This window comes from Mitsuokella jalaludinii, assembly GCF_928722185.1.
GTDB lineage: Bacteria > Bacillota > Negativicutes > Selenomonadales > Selenomonadaceae > Mitsuokella > Mitsuokella jalaludinii.
In genome coordinates this window covers 64301-87230 of sequence record NZ_CAKMXA010000001.1, presented here as the reverse complement: position 1 = coordinate 87230, position 22930 = coordinate 64301, and the positions used below count along the sequence as shown (strand labels likewise).

The 22930-nt window shown below is 58.8% G+C and carries 20 protein-coding genes; 2 read left to right on the top strand and 18 right to left on the bottom strand.

Features of this window, described 5'->3' with window-relative positions; translation table 11 throughout:
- The first annotated feature begins 12 nt into the window (after positions 1–12).
- Positions 13–1011 (top strand): class II fructose-1,6-bisphosphate aldolase, encoded by a 999-nt coding sequence (gene fba / locus QDI87_RS00360; RefSeq protein WP_036375251.1) that lies wholly within the window; start codon positions 13–15, stop codon positions 1009–1011.
- Between the two features lie 144 nt (positions 1012–1155).
- On the opposite strand, the gene QDI87_RS00355 is transcribed toward fba, so the two are convergent.
- Positions 1156–1920, bottom strand: coding sequence for an HAD family hydrolase (locus QDI87_RS00355; RefSeq protein WP_036375248.1), 765 nt, complete (start codon positions 1918–1920; stop codon positions 1156–1158).
- A gap of 87 nt (positions 1921–2007) precedes the next feature.
- Positions 2008–3792: a B12-binding domain-containing radical SAM protein gene (locus QDI87_RS00350; protein WP_244881928.1), complete on the bottom strand. Its 1785-nt coding sequence runs from the start codon at positions 3790–3792 to the stop codon at positions 2008–2010.
- Between the two features lie 158 nt (positions 3793–3950).
- Here QDI87_RS00350 and pepF point away from each other — a divergent pair, with 158 nt between their 5' ends.
- Entirely contained in the window at positions 3951–5747 is a 1797-nt protein-coding gene (gene pepF / locus QDI87_RS00345; RefSeq protein ID WP_278741912.1) for an oligoendopeptidase F, read from the top strand.
- Between the two features lie 379 nt (positions 5748–6126).
- Here the strand turns inward: pepF and rpmB are convergent, their stop codons facing one another.
- The 16 genes from rpmB to ispH form a co-directional block, all read right to left on the bottom strand.
- Positions 6127–6318 (bottom strand): 50S ribosomal protein L28, encoded by a 192-nt coding sequence (gene rpmB / locus QDI87_RS00340; RefSeq protein ID WP_036375242.1) that lies wholly within the window; start codon positions 6316–6318, stop codon positions 6127–6129.
- 106 nt (positions 6319–6424) lie between these two features.
- The gene (locus tag QDI87_RS00335) at positions 6425–7414 is read right to left on the bottom strand and encodes a response regulator (RefSeq protein ID WP_036375238.1); all 990 of its coding nucleotides are present in this window, start codon (positions 7412–7414) and stop codon (positions 6425–6427) included.
- Positions 7415–7428: 14 nt separating this feature from the next.
- Positions 7429–9270 (bottom strand): ATP-binding protein, encoded by a 1842-nt coding sequence (locus QDI87_RS00330; protein ID WP_155948059.1) that lies wholly within the window; start codon positions 9268–9270, stop codon positions 7429–7431.
- 137 nt (positions 9271–9407) lie between these two features.
- Positions 9408–11468 (bottom strand): elongation factor G, encoded by a 2061-nt coding sequence (gene fusA / locus QDI87_RS00325; protein ID WP_036375233.1) that lies wholly within the window; start codon positions 11466–11468, stop codon positions 9408–9410.
- Between the two features lie 170 nt (positions 11469–11638).
- Positions 11639–12148 (bottom strand): cob(I)yrinic acid a,c-diamide adenosyltransferase, encoded by a 510-nt coding sequence (locus QDI87_RS00320; protein WP_036375230.1) that lies wholly within the window; start codon positions 12146–12148, stop codon positions 11639–11641.
- A 36-nt stretch (positions 12149–12184) separates the two neighbouring features.
- Positions 12185–12628: a nucleoside-diphosphate kinase gene (gene ndk / locus QDI87_RS00315; protein ID WP_036375227.1), complete on the bottom strand. Its 444-nt coding sequence runs from the start codon at positions 12626–12628 to the stop codon at positions 12185–12187.
- 48 nt (positions 12629–12676) lie between these two features.
- Positions 12677–13201 carry a gamma carbonic anhydrase family protein gene (locus tag QDI87_RS00310; protein ID WP_036375224.1) on the bottom strand — a complete coding sequence of 175 codons (525 nt, stop codon included), beginning with the start codon at positions 13199–13201 and terminating at the stop codon, positions 12677–12679.
- 115 nt (positions 13202–13316) lie between these two features.
- Entirely contained in the window at positions 13317–14564 is a 1248-nt protein-coding gene (locus tag QDI87_RS00305; protein WP_055162441.1) for an HD domain-containing protein, read from the bottom strand.
- Between the two features lie 10 nt (positions 14565–14574).
- The gene (thrB, locus tag QDI87_RS00300; protein ID WP_036375219.1) at positions 14575–15501 is read right to left on the bottom strand and encodes a homoserine kinase; all 927 of its coding nucleotides are present in this window, start codon (positions 15499–15501) and stop codon (positions 14575–14577) included.
- A gap of 4 nt (positions 15502–15505) precedes the next feature.
- Positions 15506–16807 carry a homoserine dehydrogenase gene (locus QDI87_RS00295; RefSeq protein WP_055162438.1) on the bottom strand — a complete coding sequence of 434 codons (1302 nt, stop codon included), beginning with the start codon at positions 16805–16807 and terminating at the stop codon, positions 15506–15508.
- Between the two features lie 18 nt (positions 16808–16825).
- A complete protein-coding gene (locus QDI87_RS00290; protein WP_036375213.1) occupies positions 16826–17272 on the bottom strand; it encodes an ACT domain-containing protein in 447 nt (148 codons plus the stop codon).
- Between the two features lie 216 nt (positions 17273–17488).
- Positions 17489–18088 carry a glycerol-3-phosphate 1-O-acyltransferase PlsY gene (gene plsY, locus QDI87_RS00285; protein ID WP_055162254.1) on the bottom strand — a complete coding sequence of 200 codons (600 nt, stop codon included), beginning with the start codon at positions 18086–18088 and terminating at the stop codon, positions 17489–17491.
- Positions 18088–19419: a ribosome biogenesis GTPase Der gene (gene der / locus QDI87_RS00280; RefSeq protein WP_036375208.1), complete on the bottom strand. Its 1332-nt coding sequence runs from the start codon at positions 19417–19419 to the stop codon at positions 18088–18090. Before der ends, plsY begins: the two co-directional genes overlap by 1 nt.
- Before the next feature lie 36 nt (positions 19420–19455).
- Entirely contained in the window at positions 19456–20865 is a 1410-nt protein-coding gene (locus tag QDI87_RS00275) for a DUF512 domain-containing protein (protein WP_278741911.1), read from the bottom strand.
- 94 nt (positions 20866–20959) lie between these two features.
- Entirely contained in the window at positions 20960–22003 is a 1044-nt protein-coding gene (gene rpsA / locus QDI87_RS00270; RefSeq protein ID WP_244881918.1) for a 30S ribosomal protein S1, read from the bottom strand.
- A gap of 2 nt (positions 22004–22005) precedes the next feature.
- Entirely contained in the window at positions 22006–22833 is an 828-nt protein-coding gene (gene ispH, locus QDI87_RS00265) for a 4-hydroxy-3-methylbut-2-enyl diphosphate reductase (RefSeq protein WP_036375204.1), read from the bottom strand.
- Between the last annotated feature and the right edge of the window lie 97 nt (positions 22834–22930).

The window sequence follows — 22930 nt, the reverse complement described above, 5'->3', positions numbered from 1 at the left end:
GGGTAATGAAAAATGCCATTAGTTGGAACGAAAGAAATGTTCAAGAAAGCTTACGAAGGCGGCTTCGCTATCGGTGCTTTCAACATCAACAACATGGAGATTGTACAGGGTATCACGGAAGCAGCTGCAGAGCTGAATTCCCCGGTTATCCTCCAGGCTTCCGCTGGCGCACGCAAGTACGCTAAGGGCCCGTATCTCCGTCACCTCGTCGAGGCAGCCCTCGAGGTCAACGATATTCCTATCGCTCTGCACCTCGATCATGGTCCGGATTTCGAGACCTGCAAGGCCTGCATCGATGATGGCTTCACGTCCGTAATGTTCGATGGCTCCAAGTACGAGTTCAAAGAGAACATCAAGCGCACGCAGGAAGTCGTTGCTTATGCACATGAGCATGGCGTCGTTGTCGAAGCTGAGCTCGGCAAACTCGCCGGCATCGAAGATGATGTAAAGGTCGCTGCTCACGAGGCAGCTTACACGCAGCCGGAAGAGGTTGAGGAATTCGTTCGTGAGACGGGCGTTGACTCCCTCGCTATCGCAATCGGCACGAGCCATGGCGCATTCAAGTTCAAACCGGAGCAGTGCACGCGCAATGCTGACGGCGTTCTCGTACCGCCTGAGCTCCGCTTCGACATCCTCGCTGAGATCGAGAAGAAGATCCCTGAGTTCCCGATCGTCCTGCACGGTGCTTCCTCCGTCATCCCGAAGTACGTCAAGATCATCAACGAGAACGGCGGCAAGCTCGATGACGCTGTAGGCATCCCGGAAGATCAGCTCCGCAAGGCTGCTAAATCCGCTGTCTGCAAGATCAACATCGACTCCGACCTGCGCCTCGCTATGACGGCTGGTATCCGCGAGCACTTCTTCGCTCATCCGGAGCACTTCGACCCGCGTCAGTACTGCGCTGACGGCCGCTCCTACATCAAGGAACTCGTTGAGCACAAGATCAAAGAGGTTCTCGGTTCTGAGGGCAGCGCTGCTGGTGTCATGGAGCTCGTTAACGCCAACAAGTAATCCTAGGATTCACCAAATGGCAACAAAAAAGACTGTGTTTCAGCACAGTCTTTTTTATTTTATTGCAGACATCTTGGCGTAAGAGGCGCTCAGGCATCCCTCCCGCCTGAGCTTGACGGGTGTTCAACTTCTGCCCCTCCGTTATCAAAGATGGGCCAGCAGCATATCTCCTACACTAGGATAGACAGCTACAGCGGCTTCTTTCATGAAAGGCTCTGCCGTTTCAACGGTGCAGCCGTGAAAGTATTTGACCGCCGGCAGATCGTTCTGGTCGTCGCCGATGAAGAGCGTCTCTTCTGGCTGCCAGCCGCTCACTTTCAGCAAGCGGCGCAGGCCGTCGCGCTTGTTGGCGTCCTTGAGATTGAAGTCAATGTAGTTGCGGTTGATGTTGCCGATGACCTCTGGGAAGGCTTTCGCGACTTCTGCCGTCACGGCTTCCGCCTCCTCCACCGATCCGCAGCGCATGCTGAGCTGGACGACCTTCTCCATCGACGCTGCGCGCTCAAACGTCAGCGTCTCCATCGGGATGACCAGGCCGAACTCGATGGACGAGCCGGTATCGAGCAGATACATATCCGTCTCGGTCAGCAATCGCATCGGGTTCTTGGTCTGGCGGATGAGTGGCAGACGGAGCATGCCCTTGACGAGCGTCTCCGCGAAACACAGGCTGGACAGGAACTCCCTCTTGTCGTTGACGATGACGGCACCGTTGTTGCAGACGAGGTAGTCGGGATGGAGCGCCGGGTACTTGCGCAGCTCGAACTCGATGAGACTCAGCCCCCTGCCCGTGCAGATGCCGAATTTATTGCCAGCAGCCTGCCACTTGGCGACGGCTTCGATATTTGACGCGGGGACGGGCTGGCGGTGTGGCGCGAACGTCCCGTCAAAATCAGTTGCAGCTAATTTCATTGTTCACACATCCTCATTTCTACAGCGCGGCACTTGCAGCTGCGCTCTTATTTTCATCAATAAAGCTATTATAGCACGATAAAGCTATTATAGCACGATTTCCTGGCATGTCACATCAGGGCCTGTGAAGTCGAAGAGCAACACCGTCTCGCGCGGCTCGGCAATGCCTTCGGCAGCCTTTCGCACATCGCAGGCAAAGAACTCGATATGGTAGCGGCCGCGCACGGCACGCCAGTTCTCGAAGACGAAGCCGGGCAGATAGGCGCGCGGCCTCTCGCTGCGCCAGAAGGGTGCCGTCTTATCTTGATGCTTTTCCATATCCCAGTCGAGATAAACGGGACGGATGCGGCCGCCGTCGGCCATCAGGGCATCAAAGCGCAGCAGGTTGTCGAGAAGAACTGCCGCCGTGCCATACGCATCCCCTGCAAAATCGCGCAATAAGCCGTAGAGGTCTTTTGTCGCATGGCCAACCTTATGATAGCCATGATTCTCCCACCAGTCGGTAAAGCGCTTCCAGAACGCAAAGGCATCACCGTGCTCCTGCGCCTTTATCAAGAAGTCGGCCGTATGGCGGCAGCGGCCCGCATTGTAGTACGTCTCAAAGACGTCCTCGAAGCTGTGGAACCAGCGGATCTCTCCGTACGTCAGGGCGTCGGACCGAAGCACTTCGTACGGTGCCATGGCCATGTACGCATAGCGGTATGGCTCGACGAGCTGCATCATCGAAGCGCCCTTGAGGAACTTCAGGAAGCCGAGCTGCAGCATGTCGGCGTGCAGCTCGTAGACATCGTTGAACGACCGCGCGAACGAATCCATGCCCTCGCCCGGCAGGCCGATGATGAGGTCGACATGCAGGTGCATGTTGTGGAACGAGAGGATGCGCCGGATGTGCGCGGCAATCTGTTCCCAGTGATTGCAGCGCGAGACAGCCTGCAATGTCTTCTCATTCGTCGACTGGATGCCGATCTCGAGCTGGACGCGGCCGCGCGGCATCTGCGCCAGCGTCTCTAGGACGTCTTCATCGAGGTAATCGATGGCCACCTCGAAGTGAAAGTTCGTGCGCACCGTCTGAGGAAGGGCCAGGATGTACTGCAGGATGGGCAGGAAATGCGACTTCTTGGCATTGAACGTCCGGTCGACAAACTTGACCTGACGCACGTCGTGGCGCACGAAGAAATCGAGCTCGCCAAAGACGCGCGCGAGCGGCAAAAAGCGCACTCCGGCCGTCGCACACGACAGGCAGTAAGCACAGGAGAACGGACAGCCACGCGATGTCTCATAATAGAGAATGCGTTCCTTGATGGGCTCCATCTCCGCCTCGCGGTAAGCAAAGGGCACCTGTGAGAAATCCGCTACGGTCACAGCCGTGCTCTCGTCGATGCTGCCGTCCTCCCGACGCATGGCGACGCCCGGCAGACTCACCAGACGGCTGACCTCAGCAGCCCGCGCCTTATCGAGCTTCACCGCGCGCAGCCGCTCAATGAGCTGCACGACAGCTTCCTCCCCCTCGCCGCGCACGACAAAGTCGACCATCGGGAACTCCCTGAAAAACGCTGCCGTATCGTATGAGACCTCCGGGCCGCCGCAGACGATGATGGTATCGGGCAGCGCCGCCGGCAGGAGCCGCAGCAAGTCCTTGACCATCTCGATATTCCAGATGTAGCAGGCAATGCCCAAGACACGCGGCCGCCGCTCATAGATCTCCCCGAGCGCCGCGAGCAGCTGATGGTTGATCGTGAGCTCCAAGATCTCCGAGCCTGGCACGCATTCGCGCAGGTAGCGCACGGCCAGCGATGTATGCGAGTACTTCGCGTTGATTGCCAGCCAAAGGATGCCCTCCTGTCCCCGTTCTTTCCACTCTCCGTTTTTCACGATATCCAACGCTCCCCTTCTTCTCATTCTATGTCCCCTATTGTAGCATGCGCCCCAAAAATCCGCAAAATGACAGAATCATGCCCGGCTATGCTATAATAGGGACAGCAGCATCACCCGCAAGGAAAACATGAACAAACCAGGAAAGGATGACCGATATGACAAATAAGACGATTCCCGCACGAAAAGACTGCCCTGCCACAGAGAAATGGCATCTGTCCGACATCTATGCGACACGAGAAGACTGGCAGGACGCACGCGACAGCATACCGGGACAACTCGATGATATCCAGTCGTTCCGCGGAAGGCTGAAGGACCCGCAGCAGCTGCTCAACTGCCTGACGAAGCAGGACGAGATGGAGATCACGCTCTCTTCCGTCTTTGCCTGGGCGCGCATGATGGCTGACACCGACACGGGCAACCAACAGTATCAGGCCGATGCCGCAAGCGTCATGCCGCTGCTCGACCAGACCGGCGCCGCGACGGCCTTCATCGAACCGGAGCTGCTGGCCCTGCCAGAGGAAACGCTCAAGAGCCTGCCCGATGCCCTGCCCGGCCTCGCGAAATACCGTTTCCGCCTGCAGGAGCTGCTGCGCATGAAAGCGCACATCCTGACGCCGGAGCAGGAAGCCTTCCTCGCGCGCACGGGTGAGCTCCGCAGCGCTCCGCGCAACACCTACACCGTCATGGCCAATGCCGACCTCAAATTCCCTGACACACTCTCAGAGGACGGCAGGCTCACGCCGCTCTCCGAGAGCCGCTATATGAACTTCCTGCGCAGCGAGAAGCGAGAAGTCCGCCAGGATGCGTTCACGAAGCTTTTCCAGACGTACCACGCCTTCCGCAACACCTTCGCCTCGCTCTACAGCGCCTCCGTCAAGAGCAGCCAGTTCACGGCCTCCATGCGCCACTACGAGACGATGCGCGCAGCGGCGCTCGATGTCAGCAACATCCCGCTCTCCGTCTACGACAGCGCCATCGAAGCGACACACGCCGCCCTTCCCGCGCTCCACCGCTACATGGCGGTCAAGAAGCGCCTGCTCAAGCTCGATAAGGTCCACATGTACGACCTCTACGTGCCCGTCATTGAAAAGCCAGCTGCCGCCTACACTTACGAGCAAGCCACAGCCATCCTCAAAGAAGCCCTCGCGCCGCTCGGCAGCACCTATGAGCATGACCTCTTCCAGGGCCTCGAGTCAGGCTGGGTCGACCGCTGCGAGAACCAGGGCAAGCGCAGCGGCGCCTACTCCTGGGGCGTCTATGGCGTCCACCCCTTCGTGCTCATGAGCTGGAACGACACCTACGAATCCATGAGCACCCTCGCCCACGAGATGGGCCACTCCATGCACAGCTGGTACAGCAGCCAGGAGCAGGACTTCGTCAACTCCGAATACACCATCTTCTGCGCCGAAGTCGCCTCCACGACGAACGAGAACCTGCTGCTCGAGTACATGCTCCAGCATGCAAAAGGGCGCGAGCGCCTCTACTATCTCAACCTCTACCTCGAGCAGATCCGCACCACTGTCTTCCGCCAGATGCTCTTCGCCGAATTCGAGCTCCTGACACACGCCGCCGTCGAGAAAGGCGAGGCCCTGACCGCTGACAAACTCGAATCCATCTGGATGAAGCTCAACCGCACCTACTACGGCGAAGACGTCGTCCTCGACACCGAGCTCGCCGCCGAATGGAGCCGCATCCCCCACTTCTACCGTCCCTTCTACGTCTACCAGTACGCAACAGGCTACGCTGCCGCCATGACCCTCTCCCACAACCTGCGCACAAAAGGCGAGCCCGCCCAGAAAGCCTATCTCCACTACCTCGCCAGCGGCGGCAGCGACTATTCCATCACCCTTCTCCAGCGTGCGGGCGTCGACATGACCACCCCCGAGCCCTTCCAGATCACCTTCCAGAAATTCACCGACTGCCTCAACGAACTCGAAACGCTGACCGAATAACCTCATCTCATCTGCGATTCCCTAAGCCAAAAGCCATTATCCATAAGCGAAGCTTCAGCCTGCTGCGCGGAGCGTTGGATAATGGCTTTCGGCGCCTCACCTTGCACTCGCATAAATCAAAAAACAGGTGTCCATAAGCGAAGCTTCGGCCTGCCGCGCGGAGCGTTGGACACCTGTTTTTTGACGCCTCGCCTTGCCTTACCTCTCACTAACGTAAGTCAAAAAGAGGGTATCTATAAGCGCAACTTCAGCCTGCTGTGTGAAGCGTTAGATACCCTCTTTTTGACGCCTCGTTTCTTGAATGCAAATAAATAGAGCAGATAAGATTCTCTCTTATCTGCTCTATTTATGATATATCAGCTTTGATATTATGCGCAAATCAAAGGGCACGCTGGACCTTGCCAGAACGCAGGCAGCGCGTGCAGACGTTGACACGTTTGACCTCACCGTCAACAACAGCGCGGACACGCTGGATGTTCGGCTTCCAGGAACGTTTCGTCTTCAGGTGGGAGTGGCTGACGTTGTTGCCGGACAGCTCGCCTTTTGCACAAAACTCGCAAACATTTGCCATGTGTTACACCTCCTTCATACTCAGGGGCATGATGACCCCCAAACACAATATAAGTATTCTACCACAAATGACGGACCCATGCAAGTACTTTTGCTTGACAAGTCTCTCAAGCGATCATCGCCTCCGAGAAGTAGGCGAGCAGATTGCGATACTCCCCTAATGGCGTCTCAAACAGCAGCTTGCGAAGGAATTCCACCTCCTGGCGGCTGATGCCGTTCGTATGCGCCACACTGTTGCGCTTTTCCTTGACCGAAGAGATCAGCCTGACGAACCCCTGCGGCCAGCTGTTCTTGTCGCGGTAAACATGTGTGACCATCTCGCCCATCATAACTTTCGTCTGCTTGTCGACAAGGCCCTTGTGACGGAAGAGCTTCAGCATGATGTACTCCACGCCCTTCGCGTAGCCGATGGCCACGGGCGAATAGTCCATCTCCTTGTCCGTGATGTGGCGAAAAAGGACATCTGCCGATGCCAGAAACTTGATAGCCTTGGCGTCGAGATTCTCATAGTCCGCCTTGAGCGTGCGCTCCAGCGTCGTTAAATCTTCGTGGACATCGGCCGAAGCAACAGCTTGCTCCGTTGCCGGCGCATAGGCTTCGTAGAGTTTCTGCGCCTTGACATCGTCGTCCTTCTCGCTCTGCAGCGAATGGCGCAGGTTGCGAATCTCCTCTTCCTTGACACCGAGTAGCTGCGTCTTCGACCGCTCCCGCAGGATTTCCTTGAGCTTGAAGTAGAACTGCGTCTCTTCCATCGGCTTGTGCTGGTAATGGACCATGTCATACTGCGTGATGGACTCGAGTTCCTCCGCATTGTCATTCGCCGTCAGGAAGAGGATGGGCGTCTGTGGTGCCTGCTTGCGGATCCGTGGCAGTGCTTGGATGCCTGTCTCGCCGCCCGGCCCTGCTTGGAATAGGTTGTCGAGGATGATCAGCGCAATCTCGCCAACCGTGTGCGCGATGCGCCGCTTGCGCAGGCGGTCTAAAAAGACACGCGGGCTGTAGTAATCCTCAAAGGTCACCTCGGGGTATCTCTTTACGATGATGTGCTTCATGCTCTCGTGGAGCTCCTTTTCATCGTCTACGATGATGATCAGCATAAAATTCCTCCTTATCACACTGCTGCAGAAGTCTTAGACGATTTACGACTTGCATGTCCTGCTTCATCTGCCTGGCAGAGCGGGATGTAGATATCGGTCACGGCATATTTGCGGTCCGAGCCGCTCGGGCGCTCGGGCCATTCCCTGTTGTAGGCCTCTATCTGACCATTGAGAAGGTCGACGAACAGCGAGATGTACATCGTTCCCTCGCCCTTGCGTCCCTCTTCCTTCGAGCTCGGCACCGGTTCATGGTAGATCTTGTTGACGATGGTGGCGGGGAAGCCCGCGACATTGTCACGATAGCGGATGCGGTACCAGTCCGCCCCATCCTTCGACACCACGGCGAACTGCAGCTGCACATCGGCGTGGAAGGCATCATATCCCTCGAAGTCATCGCAGTCATCGAGCGCTTCGAGAACACGGTCGAGCTCCTGCCCCGTGTTGTACGAGAGGTTGTCGAGGATGCTCTCGATGCGGCACGCATTGAGGTTGACATGATGGCCAGCGAGGTTCTCGCGCGCATAGGTGATCGTCAGGCGCTCGCGCGAGAGGTCATCGGACAGGCAGTCCTTCTGGAAGTGCGCAATGAGCAATTCCGTCAGCTCTGCCGTATCGTAGACCGCTGGCTCTGTCGTGATGATGTCGGACGTCGCGTAGAGCTGCTTGATGATGCGCTCGACAGCCGGATGGATGAAGGCCTCGTAGAGGTGGTTCTCGAAAGCCACCGTCTCCTCCTGCGATGCCTTGCGGCCCGTCACTTCATTGCGCAGACTGTGGCCGCCGCTGTGGAGCTCCTGCTCCACAAAATCACGCCAGGAGAATTCCATGTTCTGGAGTGTCTGCGCCGGGTCGTACCGCGTCGTCTTGATGATGCCCTTCTCCAGTTGGTTGTGGACGAGCTTATAACGTTCCAATTTATTATTGGATTCCTTAAGCTCCTGATTTTTGTGTTCAAGTTCCTTTCTCCGTCGTTCAAGCTCCGCCTTATCTTTATTCTGCTTCTCGCCGTAGTAGAACAGAAAGATCAGCGCGGTGAAGAAGCAGTAGAAGTAGATAGCAAAGTCGTACGAGCGCTGGTAGTTCTTCTTACGGATGAAGCTCGTATCTGACTTCCAGTCGTTGATGGAGAAGAGGATGGCCCGGCTGAAGCCATCGCTCCAATACGGGCGGTTCGCATACGAGTACGAGAAGGAATATGTGTTGGAACCGATTGTGAAATCATCAAACGGCACAAACTTGCTGTCATCGTCGTCGGGGTAGCCACCCGGGTACTTCTCGCGGAAGCGCACAAGGTACGGGATGCGCTCGACGTGATAATAGCGCGTGTAGTCCTCCGTGATGGGGCAGCTCTTGTAGGCCTTGCCGTTCTTCAGGATGGTGATGCCCACGCGGCTCGCAATCTTGCCGTCCCCGAGCTGCCAGATCTGATGGCGCAGCAGGTCGTCGATGCACTTGTCTTTCTCAGCCTGCGGCGCATCCATCGAGAGGATGCTCTGTACGCTGTTGTAGAGGACGAGCCCCTCCTCTGCTTTCGAGAACTTCGCGCCGTTGTAGAACGTCGTGAAACTGAAGAAGTACCAGGTCGCCCCTGCGAGTAGGAAAGCGAGCAGGAACGCCGTCATCTTCACCGAAAAGCTCAGCCGGCGGATGCTCCGGAACATCCCGACAGGGTACGCCCAGAACACGACGAGTAGGACGTACTGCACATAGGGGATTTCCTGATTCTCGTTAGCCGCATAGGCAACGATAGTGACGAGTGCGACCGACACGATGGTCCAGAGCTGCCAGAGCCTGCTCTGGCACCAGGCCTGAATGATATCTTTGATGATGTCCAAACTGCGAATGCGAATGGCCAATACAACACATCCCTTCTCTATATGATATACAGAATATCACTTATTCTTACAATAGAAACGCCCCACTGGCATGGATTCCCCATGTCAGCGGGGCGCTCCCCTCTATCCTATTCTACCACATCATGCTGCATGGTGCCTCAGTCCTTTGCGGCGCGGATGATCTCCTCTGCGTTTTTCTCGGGGACTGGCTCGTAGCGGGCGAAGGCGAGCGTGTAGCTACCGCGGCCCTGGGTCAGGGAGCGAAGCTCCGTCGCGAAACGGTAGAGCTGCGACTCAGGGATCTCGGCATGGATCTCGCTCATGTCCTTGCCCTTGCCCTCGATGCCGAGGATGCGCGCACGTTTGGAATTCAGGCGTCCCATGACATCGCCCATGTAATACTCCGGCGCGGTGATGCGGATGTCATCGATTGGCTCGAGCAGGATAGGGCTCGCCTCCATGACGCCCTTGCGGATGGCGAGGGCCGTCGCTGTCTTGAAGGCTGCCTCCGAGGAGTCGACCGTGTGGTACGAGCCGTCGTAGAGGTTGACCTTGACATCGACGACAGGGTAGCCCGCCAGCACGCCGCCAGAGAGCGTCTCGGCCGTGCCCTTCTCAACGGCCGGGATGTACTGGCGCGGCACACTGCCACCGAAGATTGTCTCAGTGAATGCATTGCCGGCGCCGGCCTCCTGCGGGCTGATCTCCAGCCAGACATCGCCGTACTGGCCGTGGCCGCCGCTCTGCTTCTTGTGCTTGCCCTGCACCTTGACGCTCTTGCGGATTGTCTCGCGGTATGCGACGCGCGGCTCATGCAGTTCGAGCTCGACGCCGAACTTGCGCTGAAGCTTGTCGCGCAGGACCTCGAGGTGAACCTCGCCGATGCCGCGCAGGATTGTCTCATGCGTCTCCGGATTCTTCTCCACGACGATGGTCGGGTCTTCATCCTGCTGCTTGGCAAGCGCGCCGAAAACCTTGTCCTCCTCGCCCTTCTTGTGGGCGGAAGCTGCCATCGCGAGCATCGGGGCCGGGTAGGCGATCTCCTCGTAGACGATGGGGTCGGCGCTATCGCAGAGCGTATCGCCCGTCCTGACCGACTGCAGCTTCGTCGTCGCGACGATATCGCCGGCCTCCGCAGCATTCAGATGCTCCTGGCGCTTGCCCTGCAAGGAGAAGATCGTACCGACGCGCTCCGCATTCTCCTTGTTGGGATGCATGTAAGTGGCATCGCCCTTCATCGTGCCAGAGAAGATGCGCAGGTAACTCATGCGGCCGACGAACGGGTCGACAACCGTCTTGAATACCTGTGCCGAGAACGCATCCTCCGTATGACGCTCCTTGAGGTCCCCGTCCTGCGGATCCATGCCGATGGCGACGTGGAAGTACGGCGTCGGCAGGTACTCGACGATGCCGTTCATGAGCTTCTTGACGCCGATATTCTGCTTCGCCGAGCCGCAGAAGACCGGGAAGATCTTGCCGGCCTGGATGCCCTCAATCAGAGCGGCCGCCACTTCGACCTCCGTGATCTCCGTACCTTCGATGTACTTCTCGAGCAATTCGTTGTTGAACTCCGCGACAGACTCGATGAGCTTCTGGCGCGCCTCCTCGACGTCGCCCTGGATGTATTCCGGGATGTCGGCGATGAGGTCTTCCTCGTCATGCGTGACGATCTTCATGTGCAGGGCCAAGAGGTCGACGACACCCTGGAAGGCCGCTTCCTGGCCAATCGGCAACTGCACGGGCACGACACCCGCGCCAAAGCGCACGCGCAGCTCTTCGACGACTTGCTGGAAGTCGGCGTGCTCGCGGTCCATCTTGTTGATGAAGAACGCGCGCGGCAGCTCCGCTTCCTCGGCATAGCGCCATGCCTTCTCCGTCTCGACCTCGATGCCAGACGGGGCCGAGATCACGATGAGGGCACTGTCCGCTGCCGTCAGCGCGCCCTTGACTTCGCCGACGAAGTCCGGATAGCCCGGCGTATCGATGAAATTGATCTTATAGTCACGCCATTCGCAGGCGGCAAGCTTCAGGTTGATCGTCATGCCGCGGCTCTCTTCCTCCGGCTCGCAGTCGAGCACACTCGTGTGCTCTTCCACACTGCCGAGGCGCTTGACAGCACCCGCATTGAACAGGCAGGCATCGAGCAGGCTCGTCTTGCCCGTCTTGCCATGGCCGATGACGGCAACGTTGCGCAGGTTGGAACTCTTGTAAGATTTCATCGCAATCCCTCCTAGTGCTTCCTATTTTTGCTTATGTGTTCTATATTCGCTAGAAGTCAGAATTTTCCTGCCTGATAAAAAAGAAATCATGAGTCCTCATGCAAAAATGTCCCTGCCGACAATGGACGATTGTCCGTTGTCGGCAGGGACACAGGTTCTTCTTCGAAGGCTCAGTCGTCCTCGTAGATGTCCTCTTCGAGGCGCATGAGCAGGTAGCAGTAATCCGAGAGGCGGTTGAGGTAGATGCGGTCGCTTGCAGCGACTTCTTCTGCCTCGGCCAGACGGCAAGCACAGCGCTCAGCGCGACGGGCCGTCGTGCGCGCGAGGTCCAGCATGGCGCCGCTCTGCGAGCCGCCCGGGATGATGAAGGCGTGCTCCTCGGGAAGGTCCGACTCCACATCGTCGCACCAGGATTCGATCTCGCGGACATCTTCCATCGTGATGCGCGATTCCGTGCCGCAGCTCGCAAAGTCGGCCATGAGCGCGGGCAGCTTGCGCTGGAGCTTCAGGATGCGCTCGGCGACATCGTCCTTGTCGGAAAAGGCGCGTGCCAAGCCCAGTGCCGAATCAACTTCATCGAGCGTGCCGTACGTATCGACGCGCAGACCGCTCTTCTTGACGCGCTCGCCTGTCAAGAGGCTCGTCTCGCCGTTATCTCCTGTCTTTGTCGTGATTGACATGATAATCCCTCCTAGCACTGATTATTGATCAATCTATCAATCATCGGCTTCCACATGGTAGGTGCCATCGTAGATTTCCGTCTGATTGAAGAAGATCGCGATCTCGCGCGCCGCACTCTCCGGGCTGTCCGAGGCGTGCACGGCATTGCGGCGGCCAGAAGTCGCGAATTCCTTGCGGATGGTGCCTTCCTCGGCATCCTTCGGGTTCGTCTTGCCGTTGATCTTGCGCACGCGGGCAATCGCGTCTTCGCCCTCGAGGACCATCGCGATGAGCGGGCCCGATGTCATGAAGCCAACGAGGTCCTTGTAGTACGGACGGCCGATATGCTCGGCATAGTGGATGGACGCCAGGCGCTCATCCATCTTCAGCAGCTTCATGGCCAGGATGCGGAAGCCCTCACTCTCATATCGTTTAATGATATCGCCTGCATGATGTCTTGCGAATGCGTCTGGTTTGATTAGTACAAGTGTCTTTTCCATTTCTGATGATCCCCTTATTCCTGATATTGACGGATTGCAGCAGCTGCTTTAGAGACGTTCTGCTGCTTCCTTGTAGTGCTCGGCCACCTTGCGGTAGCGCAGCGAAGATTCCTTCAGTGCCTCGATCTCATCATCGCGCAGGCCGCGGATGATCTGCGCCGGATTCCCGTAGACCAGGGAGTTCGACGGGATCTTGCGACCCTGCTCGATCATCGTGCCGGCACCGATGACGACGTTCTCGCCGATGACCGTATCCCCCATGATGATGGAGCCCATGCCGATGAGCGTGTGGTCGCCGATGCTCTTGCTGTGGATGACGGCATTGTGCCCGATGCTGACACCCTCGCCAATCGTCGTCGGATGATCGTGCATCACGTGTATGGTCGCATTCTCCTGGATGTTCGTGTTCTTGCCGATCTTGATGGGCTGGAAGTCACCGCGGACGACGGCGCCGAACCAGATGCTCGTGCCCTCCTCAATCGTGACATCGCCGGTAACGACGGCTGTCGGTGCCAGGTATACGCTCTCGTCAATCTTCGGAGCGGCGGATTTATAGGGCATGATGATTGCCATACAGATTCCCCCTTGCGCAGGATTTTCTTTTAATTGTTCGTCTATTTATAATAGATTCGCGAAAAAAAGAAATCTTCCTGCCTTGAGCAGGAAGATTTCTTCTTTGCTTGCAATATCATGCCCGGGCACGCACAGCCGCGAGTGCCTTCACAAGGACGGCAGTCTGGCGCTCGGCGAGCCACTGTCCGACGGCACGGCCCGCAAGGCCACTTGGTGCATCCTTGCCGCTGACGCCATGCATGGCTGCGAGCAGCGCCTCGCCGTGCACGAGGTAGTCGGGCAGGCTCTGATGATCGGCTTCGATGACCGCGTTGAAGTCCGCAAGGCTAAGGACGGGCCGCTGCTTGTCGACGAGCAGCAGCAGTGCGGCAATCTTGCCGGGACGCTCTAAAAGAGGCGCCCGCATGTGCTGCTCAATGAGGAAGCGGCCCGCGCGCAACCAGTCCTTCGGCAGCGTCACGCGCCTGTTCCACGAGGCAAGCTGTTCGAGCCCGCGCAGTTCGTGGCCATAGTGATGTGGCTCCATCTCCTTTGGCGTCGTGCCCTTGCCGATGTCGTGGACGAGCGCGGCAAAGCGCGCGGCGATATTTGGCGTCCTCTCGGCAGCACGGTCGACGACCTGCATCGTGTGCTGCCAGGCATCGCCCTCGGGATGGTACTCAGGCGGCTGCGTCTTGCCGATAAGCAGCGAGAGCTCAGGAAAAGTCACGGCGAGGATATCCGCCTGCTCGAGCGCGCGGAAGAATACCGAAGGCCTCGGCGACTGCAGGGCGCGCCGCAATTCAGCGACGATGCGCTCCTGCGGCTCATGCTGGAGCTCTGCGCGGCAGGCGTTCATGTAACGGATTGTCTCCTCCGTGATGGAGAAGCCGAACTCCGCTGCCTGGCGCGCTGCGCGCAGGGCGCGCACAGGATCTTCGGTGAAGTGATGCGAGACGGCGCGGATGACCTTGTCCGCCACATCCTGGGCACCGTGGTACGGGTCAATGAGCTGCTTTCCCGGGAGCTCCAGCGCCATGCTGTTCATCGTCGTGTCCCGTCTGTAGAGGTCCTCCTCCACCGTGACCGATGGGTCGTACGAGACGCGGAAGCCGCGGTAGCCCCGCCCCTCCTTCTTCTCCTTGCGCGCGAAGGCGACCTCCGAGAGAGAGCCGTCGATGGAGACGAGGTAGACCGGGAACCCGTGGCCGACTTTCTGCGCCGCTGGGAAGAGCTGCTGGAAGTCTGCCTCAGCAATGCCCGATACCATGTAGTCCTTGTCGTGCGGCCGCACGTGGCGCAGAGCGTCGCGCACCCAGCCGCCGACGATGAAGACGCGCGCACCATTTGCGCGCAGGAGCTCTGCAAATGCCTCTTCCGTCATACACTTATCCTCACTTCAGGATCTGTGCACCGTGCGTGTCGAGGTCGAGCGTCAGGATGCGCGCATCGACGTCATGCTTGCGGAATGCCTCGAGCATGGCCTTGCCGACAGCTTCCTCCGCATGGCGGCGCTCCAGCACGTAGGCGATGAGGCACGGGCCGGCACCGCTGAGCGTCGCGCCGGCAGCGCCCGCTCGGCGCGCGGCCTTGAAGACATCGTACATGCCCGGGATGAGCTCCGCGCGGTACGGCTGATGCAGGGCATCGTCGAGGCCAAGCCGCAAGTAGCGCTCATTGCCGCGCGTCAGGGCGGCGACAAGCATCGAGGCGCGGCCGATATTGAAGATGGCGTCCTTCATCGGCACTTCCGTCGGCAGGACCTTGCGGGCCATGCGCGTTGAGAGCGGGAAATTCGGCACAGCGACGACGAACTTCATGCGGAAACGCGGCAGGAAGCTGAAGCAGTCGACGCGGCCGTTCGTGACCGCATTGACGGTAAAACCGCCGAAAATGGCCGGTGCCACATTGTCGGGATGACCCTCGATGTTCGTCGCGAACTGCAGGATCTCGCGGCGGTTGAAGGGATTGCCGATCAGGGCATTCGCCGCCGTCAATCCGGCGACGATGGCCGTCGCCGAGCTGCCGAGGCCGCGCGAGAGCGGCACGCGGTTCTCCATGTGGATGACGGCGCCGCGGTATTCCTTGTCCTTGCCGGCCTTCTCTAAGAGGTACTGCGCCGACCGCCAGACGATGTTGCGGTTGTCGCACGGGATGTTCGTCGCCCCCTCGCCCGTCATCGTGATGGACAGGCCCGGCTCGCGCGTCAGGCGCAGCTCCAGGTCATTGTAGACCGTGCAGGCGAGGCCGAGGCAGTCAAAGCCTGGGCCGCAGTTGGCGCTCGTACCAGGGACACGGACGCGGACACATTTCTCTGCCATACTCTTACCCCCGTTCCTCATTCTCGACGCGGATCACATTGCGGATCTCATCGACGACAGGCAGCTCGCGCAGGGCCTTCAGCGCCTTCTCGATGCGCTCGTGCTCGACGAGATGCGTGATGGCGACGATCTCCGCATGGTCAACGACATTGCGGCGCGTCTGGATGACCGACTTGAGGCTCACGCCGGCATCGCCGAAAGCCGTCGCGATGGCACCGAGCACGCCCGGCTTATCGTCGACGAGCAGGCGCACATAGTAGGAAGAAGAAGTCGCCTCGAGCGGGCAGAGCTTCTTCTGCTCGTAGCACGTGCAGCGAACATGGCCGAAGGTGCGGTTGAGGATGTCGCGCGCGACGTCGATGATGTCGGAGATGACAGCGGAGGCCGTCGGCAGCGAGCCGGCGCCCTGGCCGTAGAACATCGCCTCGCCGATGGCGTTGCCGCGCACGAAGATGGCATTGTAGACGCCGTTGACCGAAGCCAGCGGATGCGTCTTCGGCAGGAAGACCGGATGGACGCGCACATCGACGCCGTTCTCATCGGAATCCTTGCCGACAGCCAGCAGCTTGATGACATAGCCGAGGTCCTTCGCGTACTCGATGTCGTCCGGCGTGATCTTCGTGATGCCCTCGACCGAGACATCCTCGAGCTGCACGCGCGTGTTGAACGCCAGCGACGAGAGGATGGCCGCCTTGCGCGCCGCGTCGAGTCCGTCGACGTCTGCTGACGGGTTCGCCTCGGCGTAACCCTTGGCCTGTGCCTCCTTGAGGACGGTGTCGTAGTCGGCACCGCACTCCGTCATCTTTGTCAGCATGTAGTTCGTCGTGCCGTTGACGATGCCGAGAATCTCCGTGATGCGGTTGGCTGTCAGGCATTGCTTGAGCGGCGTGATGATGGGGATGCCGCCGCCGACGCTCGCCTCGAAGCGGAAGTCGACGTCTTTTTCCTCTGCCATCGCGAACATGTCCTTGCCGAACTGTGCGACGACATCCTTGTTGGCCGTCACGACACTCTTGCCTGCCTCCATCGCGCGCAGCATGTACTCACGCGCGGGGTGGATGCCGCCCATGAGCTCCACGACGACATCTATCTCCGGATCCTCGAGGATATCCTCGATCTTGTCTGTGAGATGCAGATGCCCGAGCTGCGGGCGCGGCTTCTTGACATCTCGCACGAGCACCGTCTTGATCTCGATCGGTGTGCCGACGCGTTCCGTAATCTGCGGCCGATTCATCTCGAGCACCTGGATAACACCAGAGCCCACCGTACCGGACCCGAGCAAACCGATTTTAATGACTTTTTCCATCCGACACACCTTCTTTCCTTACGACTGTCCGAGGACTTCGAGGCGCTTGACGCCATCGACCATGCGGAGCTTATCGAGCAGAGCTTCGAGATCGACCGAGAGATTGGCCGTCTCGATGGAGACTGTGGCATTGGCGACACCCTGCAGCGGGATGCCCTGGTTGATCGTCATGACACTGCCCGAGTCTGCCGAGATCGTGTTGAGCACGCTCGAGAGGACGCCCTTCTTGTGCTCAAGGAGCAGCGTCAGCGTGACGATCTTGTTGCGACTCGCCTCGTAGAACGGAAAGACATAGTCCTTGTACTTGTAGTAGGCACTGCGCGAGAGTTCCATCTTCTCGACGGCCTCGTTGATCGTGCGCGCATCGCCGCGCTTGAGCATCTCTTTGACACGGATGGTCTTCTTGATTGCCTCTGGCAGGATCTCCTCGCGGACGAGGAAGAATCCGCTTTTCTCCTTGTTCATATATTACGCCTCCAATGGATACTATTCTTTTGACAAAGGATAGTATACCATAAGATGTGCACAAATGCCAATGAAATTTCCGGATTTGTCCAAATCATATGGATGGATTTCACAAAATGTTAACTTTCTCACCATTTTGTGCAAAAAAACAGCCTGCATGCGCAGGCTGTAAACATCTGTAGCAAAACTAGATACGGTCACATGACACTTTTCAGGTCAGTCGCGGTGACCGGCGTGGATCTTGTTCTCGGTGCCATTCATCAAACGGACGATATTGGCCTTGTGGCGGATGATGATGAAGGCCGCTGCGAGCACGCCGAAGGCCGTGTAGGCACCCGGATAGCCCCAGGCATACGAGAGGATCGGCACGAGTGCCGCCGCGATGCACGAGCCGAGCGAGACGTACTTCGTGACCATGACGATGGCGAGCCAGACGAGGAAGACGATGAGGCTCGGCAGCGGCATGAGCATCGCGATGACGCCGAGGCCCGTCGCCACGCCCTTGCCGCCCTTGAAGTGCAGGAAGAGCGAGCACGAGTGGCCGACGATGGCCAGGATGCCCGCTATGACCATGACGAGCGGCAGAGGCGCGAACACTTCCGCGAGGCCGACGCTAAGGGCGCCCTTGAGGAAGTCGAGCAGGAAGATCAGGAAGCCCGGTCCCTTGCCGAGCGTGCGCCAAGCATTCGTCGCCCCGATGTTGTGGCTGCCGTACTCGCGCAGGTCGACGTGCCAGATGAGCTTGCCGAAGACGAGACCGTTCGGGATGGAGCCCAGAAGGTAGCTCGCGAGGCAGACGAGGAGGACCGATGCCATCAGTAATCCTCCTCCTCTTTGCGCGCGCGCACGATGAGGCGCAGCGGCGTACCCTCAAAGCCGAACTGCTCGCGCAGACGGTTCTCGATGAAGCGCAGATACGAGAAGTGCATGAGCTCCGGATCGTTGACGAAGATGATGAACTTCGGGGGGCAGATATCCGTCTGCGTCATGAAGAGGATCTTGAGCTGGCGGCCGCGGTGCATCGGCGGCGGGTTGATGGAAACGGCATCGCGGATGAGCTCGTTGAGGACGCTCGTCTTGATGCGCATCGCCTGCTGCTCGGCCACGTAGCGCACGAGGTCCGTCACGCGCGCGACGCGCTGGCCCGTCAGGGCCGAGGTATAGAGCACCGGCGCGTACTGCAGGAAGCCGAGCTTGTCGCGCAGTTCCTCGGTGAAGCGCAGCGTCGACTTATCGTCCTTGTCCGGGTAGATATCCCACTTGTTGACGACGATGACGACGCCCTTGCCCGACTCGTGTGCATAGCCCGCGATCTTCTTGTCCTGCTCCGTGATGCCCTCGAAGGCGTTGATCATCATGAGCACGACGTCGGCGCGGTCGATGGCGCGCAGCGAGCGCATGACACTGTAACGCTCGACGGCCTCCTCGATCTTGCCGCGGCGGCGCATGCCTGCCGTGTCGATCAGCGTGAACTTCATGCCGTCCTTCGTGAAGTGCGTGTCGATGGCGTCACGCGTCGTGCCCGGCACGTCGCTGACGATGACGCGGTCCTCGCCGAGGATCGCGTTGACGATGGAGGATTTGCCGACATTCGGGCGGCCGATGACGGCGATGCGGATCTCATCCTCATCCTTGCTCTCCTCGACCTTCTTCGGGAAGGCCGCGACGATTGCGTCGAGCAGATCGCCGAGATTCATCGCATTCGATGCCGAGATGGGGATCGGATCGCCGAGGCCCAGATTGTAGAACTCGTAGACGTCCATCGCGCGCTGCGGGCTGTCAATCTTGTTGACCGCGAGGATGACCGGCTTCTTCGTGCTGCGCAGCAGGCGCGCGACCTCTTCATCTGCCGTCGTCAGGCCGGAGCGGCCGTCGACGAGGAACAGGATGACGTCGGCCTCCTCCATGGCCAGCTGTGCCTGCTGGCGCATCGACTTGAGGATGTGGTTGCTCTCATCGAACTCGATGCCGCCGGTGTCGATCATCGTGAAGTGCTGGTTGAGCCACTCCGCGTCGAGATAGATGCGGTCGCGCGTGACGCCCGGCATGTCGTCGACGATGGAGACGCGCTTCTTGCCGATCTGATTGAAGAGCGTGGACTTGCCGACGTTCGGGCGGCCGACAATCGCCACGATTGGTTTGCTCATATTCATCCCTCTTTCTCTATAAAATAAACATGTGAATCAATACTGGATATTCTTGGTATAGCCCGCGTTGCTCTGCCACATGTAGGCCGTCTCACCCGCACGGCGCTTCGCGTAGTGCGGCCAGTCCATCAGGGCGCGGTAATAATCCGCGCCCGTCTGCACGGGCTCGATGCGGCTTTCGGGGAACGCCTCGCGCATGGATGAGAGGCTCACGTCGTCGAGGAAGATGTCCTCGCCCGAGCGCAGGGCGGGCTCAGGGATCAGGATGCCCGCGCGCGGGCCATCGAGGCGCTTCAGGGCCACCATGATGTCATGCGCTGTCAAGAGACCAGAGACGTTGACCGTCGTGCCGAAATGCTCGTTCTCGACCGGCACAATACGCACATGAAGGTTTGCATGCGCATCTTCCGCCTTCCTCGCGAGCTCCTGCATGACAGGCGCGACGGCCGTGCCCGTGACGACATCGAGATAGACAGGCTCTTCATACGATGCGATTTCCTCGTGCGCATTGGACTCCTTATCCCAGTCGTTGATGAAGTTGCGCGTGAGTCCGATGCCGTTGTCGAGCTGTGGGAAGCCGTCGTAGAACGAAGTCGGCGGCACAGGGCGGCCCGCGAGGAAGTAGAACTCATCGCCGAGGTAGATGAAGGTGCGCCCCTCCTCCTGCTGGATCTTCTTCTGCCACTTCTCGACTTCGTCGATGACGCGCGCCGCTCCCTCTGCATCGAACTGGTGCAAGGGGAAGGGATCTGTACGGTACTTCGTGATGCCAACGGGGACGATGGCCAGCGACAGCGCGTGCGGGCGGCGCGCGACAACCTCGCGTATCGTGCGCTCGAGCTCTGCGCCGTCATTGAGGCCAGCGCAGAGCACGACCTGCGTATGGTAGTCGGCCCCCGCCTCCTCGAGATGGTCGAGTTGCTCCGCGATCTTCGCCGCACCGGGGCAGCGCAGCATCTGCGCGCGCAATTCGGGGTTCATGCACTGCACGGAGACAAAGAGCGGCGAGAGATGGAACTGCTTGATGCGCCGGAAGTCATTCGGCCCCATGTTCGTCATCGTGACGAAGTTGCCGTAGAGGAACGACAGGCGGTAGTCGTCATCCTTGATGGAGAGGCTCTGGCGCATGTTCGGCGCGATCATATCGACGAAGCAGAAGTAGCAGTGATTCGCGCAGTTGCGGATGCCGTCAAAGACGGCCGACTCGAACTCGACACCGAGCTCTTCGTCGATTTCCTTCTCGAATGAGATCATCTCCTGCTCACCATCTGCATGCTCGACGAGCATGTCGATCTCCTCGTCCGCCATCGCGAAGCTCAGATCGATGATGTCGCGCAGTCCCTGCCCGTTGATCTCGAGAATCTTGTCGCCCGGCACGAGTTCGAGCTCTTCTGCGAGGCTGCCCGGATAGACGCGCAGGATGATACCTGGATAATATTTGCTCATATTCTTACTCTCTTGCACTACAAACAAAGGAGTGATGCATAAATCATCACTCCTCAGAATGTCTTATCTTATTTTAGACGCAAGTCCCAATCGCTCAGTCGCGAGCCTTCGTGATGGACAGCGAGATGCGCTTGCGCTTCGTGTCGATGCGGAGGATCTTGACGCGGACGATGTCGCCGACATGAACGGCTTCATCGGCGCGCTCGATGCGCTTGTCTGCGAGCTCGCCCATCGGGATCAGGCCATCGAAGCCCGGCTCGATCTCCATGAATGCACCGAAGTCCGTCAGCTTGATGACTTTGCCTTCGATGATCTGGCCTTCGCTGTACTTCTCAGCGGAGTCGTACCACGGATCACGCATCGTGTCCTTGACGGACAGGGAGATGCGCTTGCTCTCCGGATCAACGCTCTTGACATAGACGTCGAGCTCCTGGCCGACTTCGAGGACATCCGACGGATGCTTGACGCGGTGCCAAGCGAGGTCGGAGATGTGTGCAAGGCCGTCTACGCCGCCGATATCGATGAATGCACCGTAGTCGACGAGGCGCTTGACCGTGCCGCGTACCGTCTGGCCAGCCTCGAGCGTGGAGAATACTTCCGCTTCCTTCTTCTCGCGCTCAGCCTCGAGGAGAGCACGACGGGAGAGGACGAGACGCTGCTTGTGGACATCGATCTCGATGATCTCCGCCTCGACCGTCTGGCCGACATAGATGGAGAGGTCCTTGACAAAGTGGAGTTCCATCTGGGATGCCGGGATGAAGCCGCGCAGGCCATCGACGGATGCCACGAGGCCGCCCTTGACGACCTGCGTGATGTTCGCCTGGACCGTCTCGCCAGCTTCCTTCTTCTTCTCCATCTCCGTCCAAGCGACCATGCGGTCAGCCTTTACCTTGGAGAGGATGCCGCCGTTGTCGCCACCGAGGGAAACGACATAGACATCGATGACATCGCCGACTTTGACGACGTCCTCAGCGGACTCCGGAGCCGGGTAAGCCAGCTCGCGCTTCGGGATTGCGATCTCCTGCTTGTATCCGATATCGACATAAGCCTCGTCGCGGTTTACCTGGATGACCTTACCTTTTACAGTGGTGCGCTCCTGGATATCCGGCAGGGACTCCTGTGCTAATAACTCTTCCATGTTCATCTGTTCTGACACTTTTTATATACCTCCTTGATAATCCAGTCCGGTGTAGAAGCACCAGCTGTAATACCAATTTTCTTTATTTTGTCAAACCACTCGTCGTGCAGCTCCGCTGCAGTCTCGATGTGGTAAGTCAGGCACTTCTCGGAACAAAGCTGTGCGAGCCTTGTCGTGTTGGCACTGTTCTTGCCGCCGATGACCAGCATGAGGTCAACCTTGCTGGCAAGATCTATGGCAGCGGCCTGTCGCTGGTCTGTCGCCGTACAGATGGTTCGCAGGATCTTGATGTCCCTGGACTTCTCAAGAAGGCGCATGACAATCTGACGGAAGCGCGCTCCAGAAAACGTCGTCTGGCATACGATGCCGAGCTTGCCGCAGGGCTCTATCCCATCGGCTTCTTCCTCGGTCTCGATGATCTGTGCTCTTCCGGATGACCACTCGAAGATGCTCTTGACCTCCGGATGGTTCTTCTCTCCGATGATGACCACACTGTACCCTTCATCCACGAGCTCCTTGGCCGAAAGCTGCGCTTTCTTGACATGCGGGCATGTCGCGTCCACGAGCTCGAGTCCGCGGGCCTTCGCCTCGTCGTAGACCGCGGGGCCCACGCCGTGCGAGCGGATGATGACGGTCCCCTTCTCCATCTCCTCGAGACTGTCTACCGAGCCGACGCCCTCGCGGCGCAACCTGTCGACCATCTGCGGATTGTGGATGATGGGTCCGAGCGTACAGGCAGTCCCGTCAGCAGAAGCATTCTCCCTGGCAATCTTGATGGCGCGCTTGACGCCATAGCAAAAGCCAAGATAATCTGCTAAGATGACTTCCATACATCTACCACCATAAATCATATTATTGCAAAGACGCCCAGAAGGCTTTTTTACAATCTATAGCCTAGTATATCATGCATGAGGGCGTCAGGCAAAT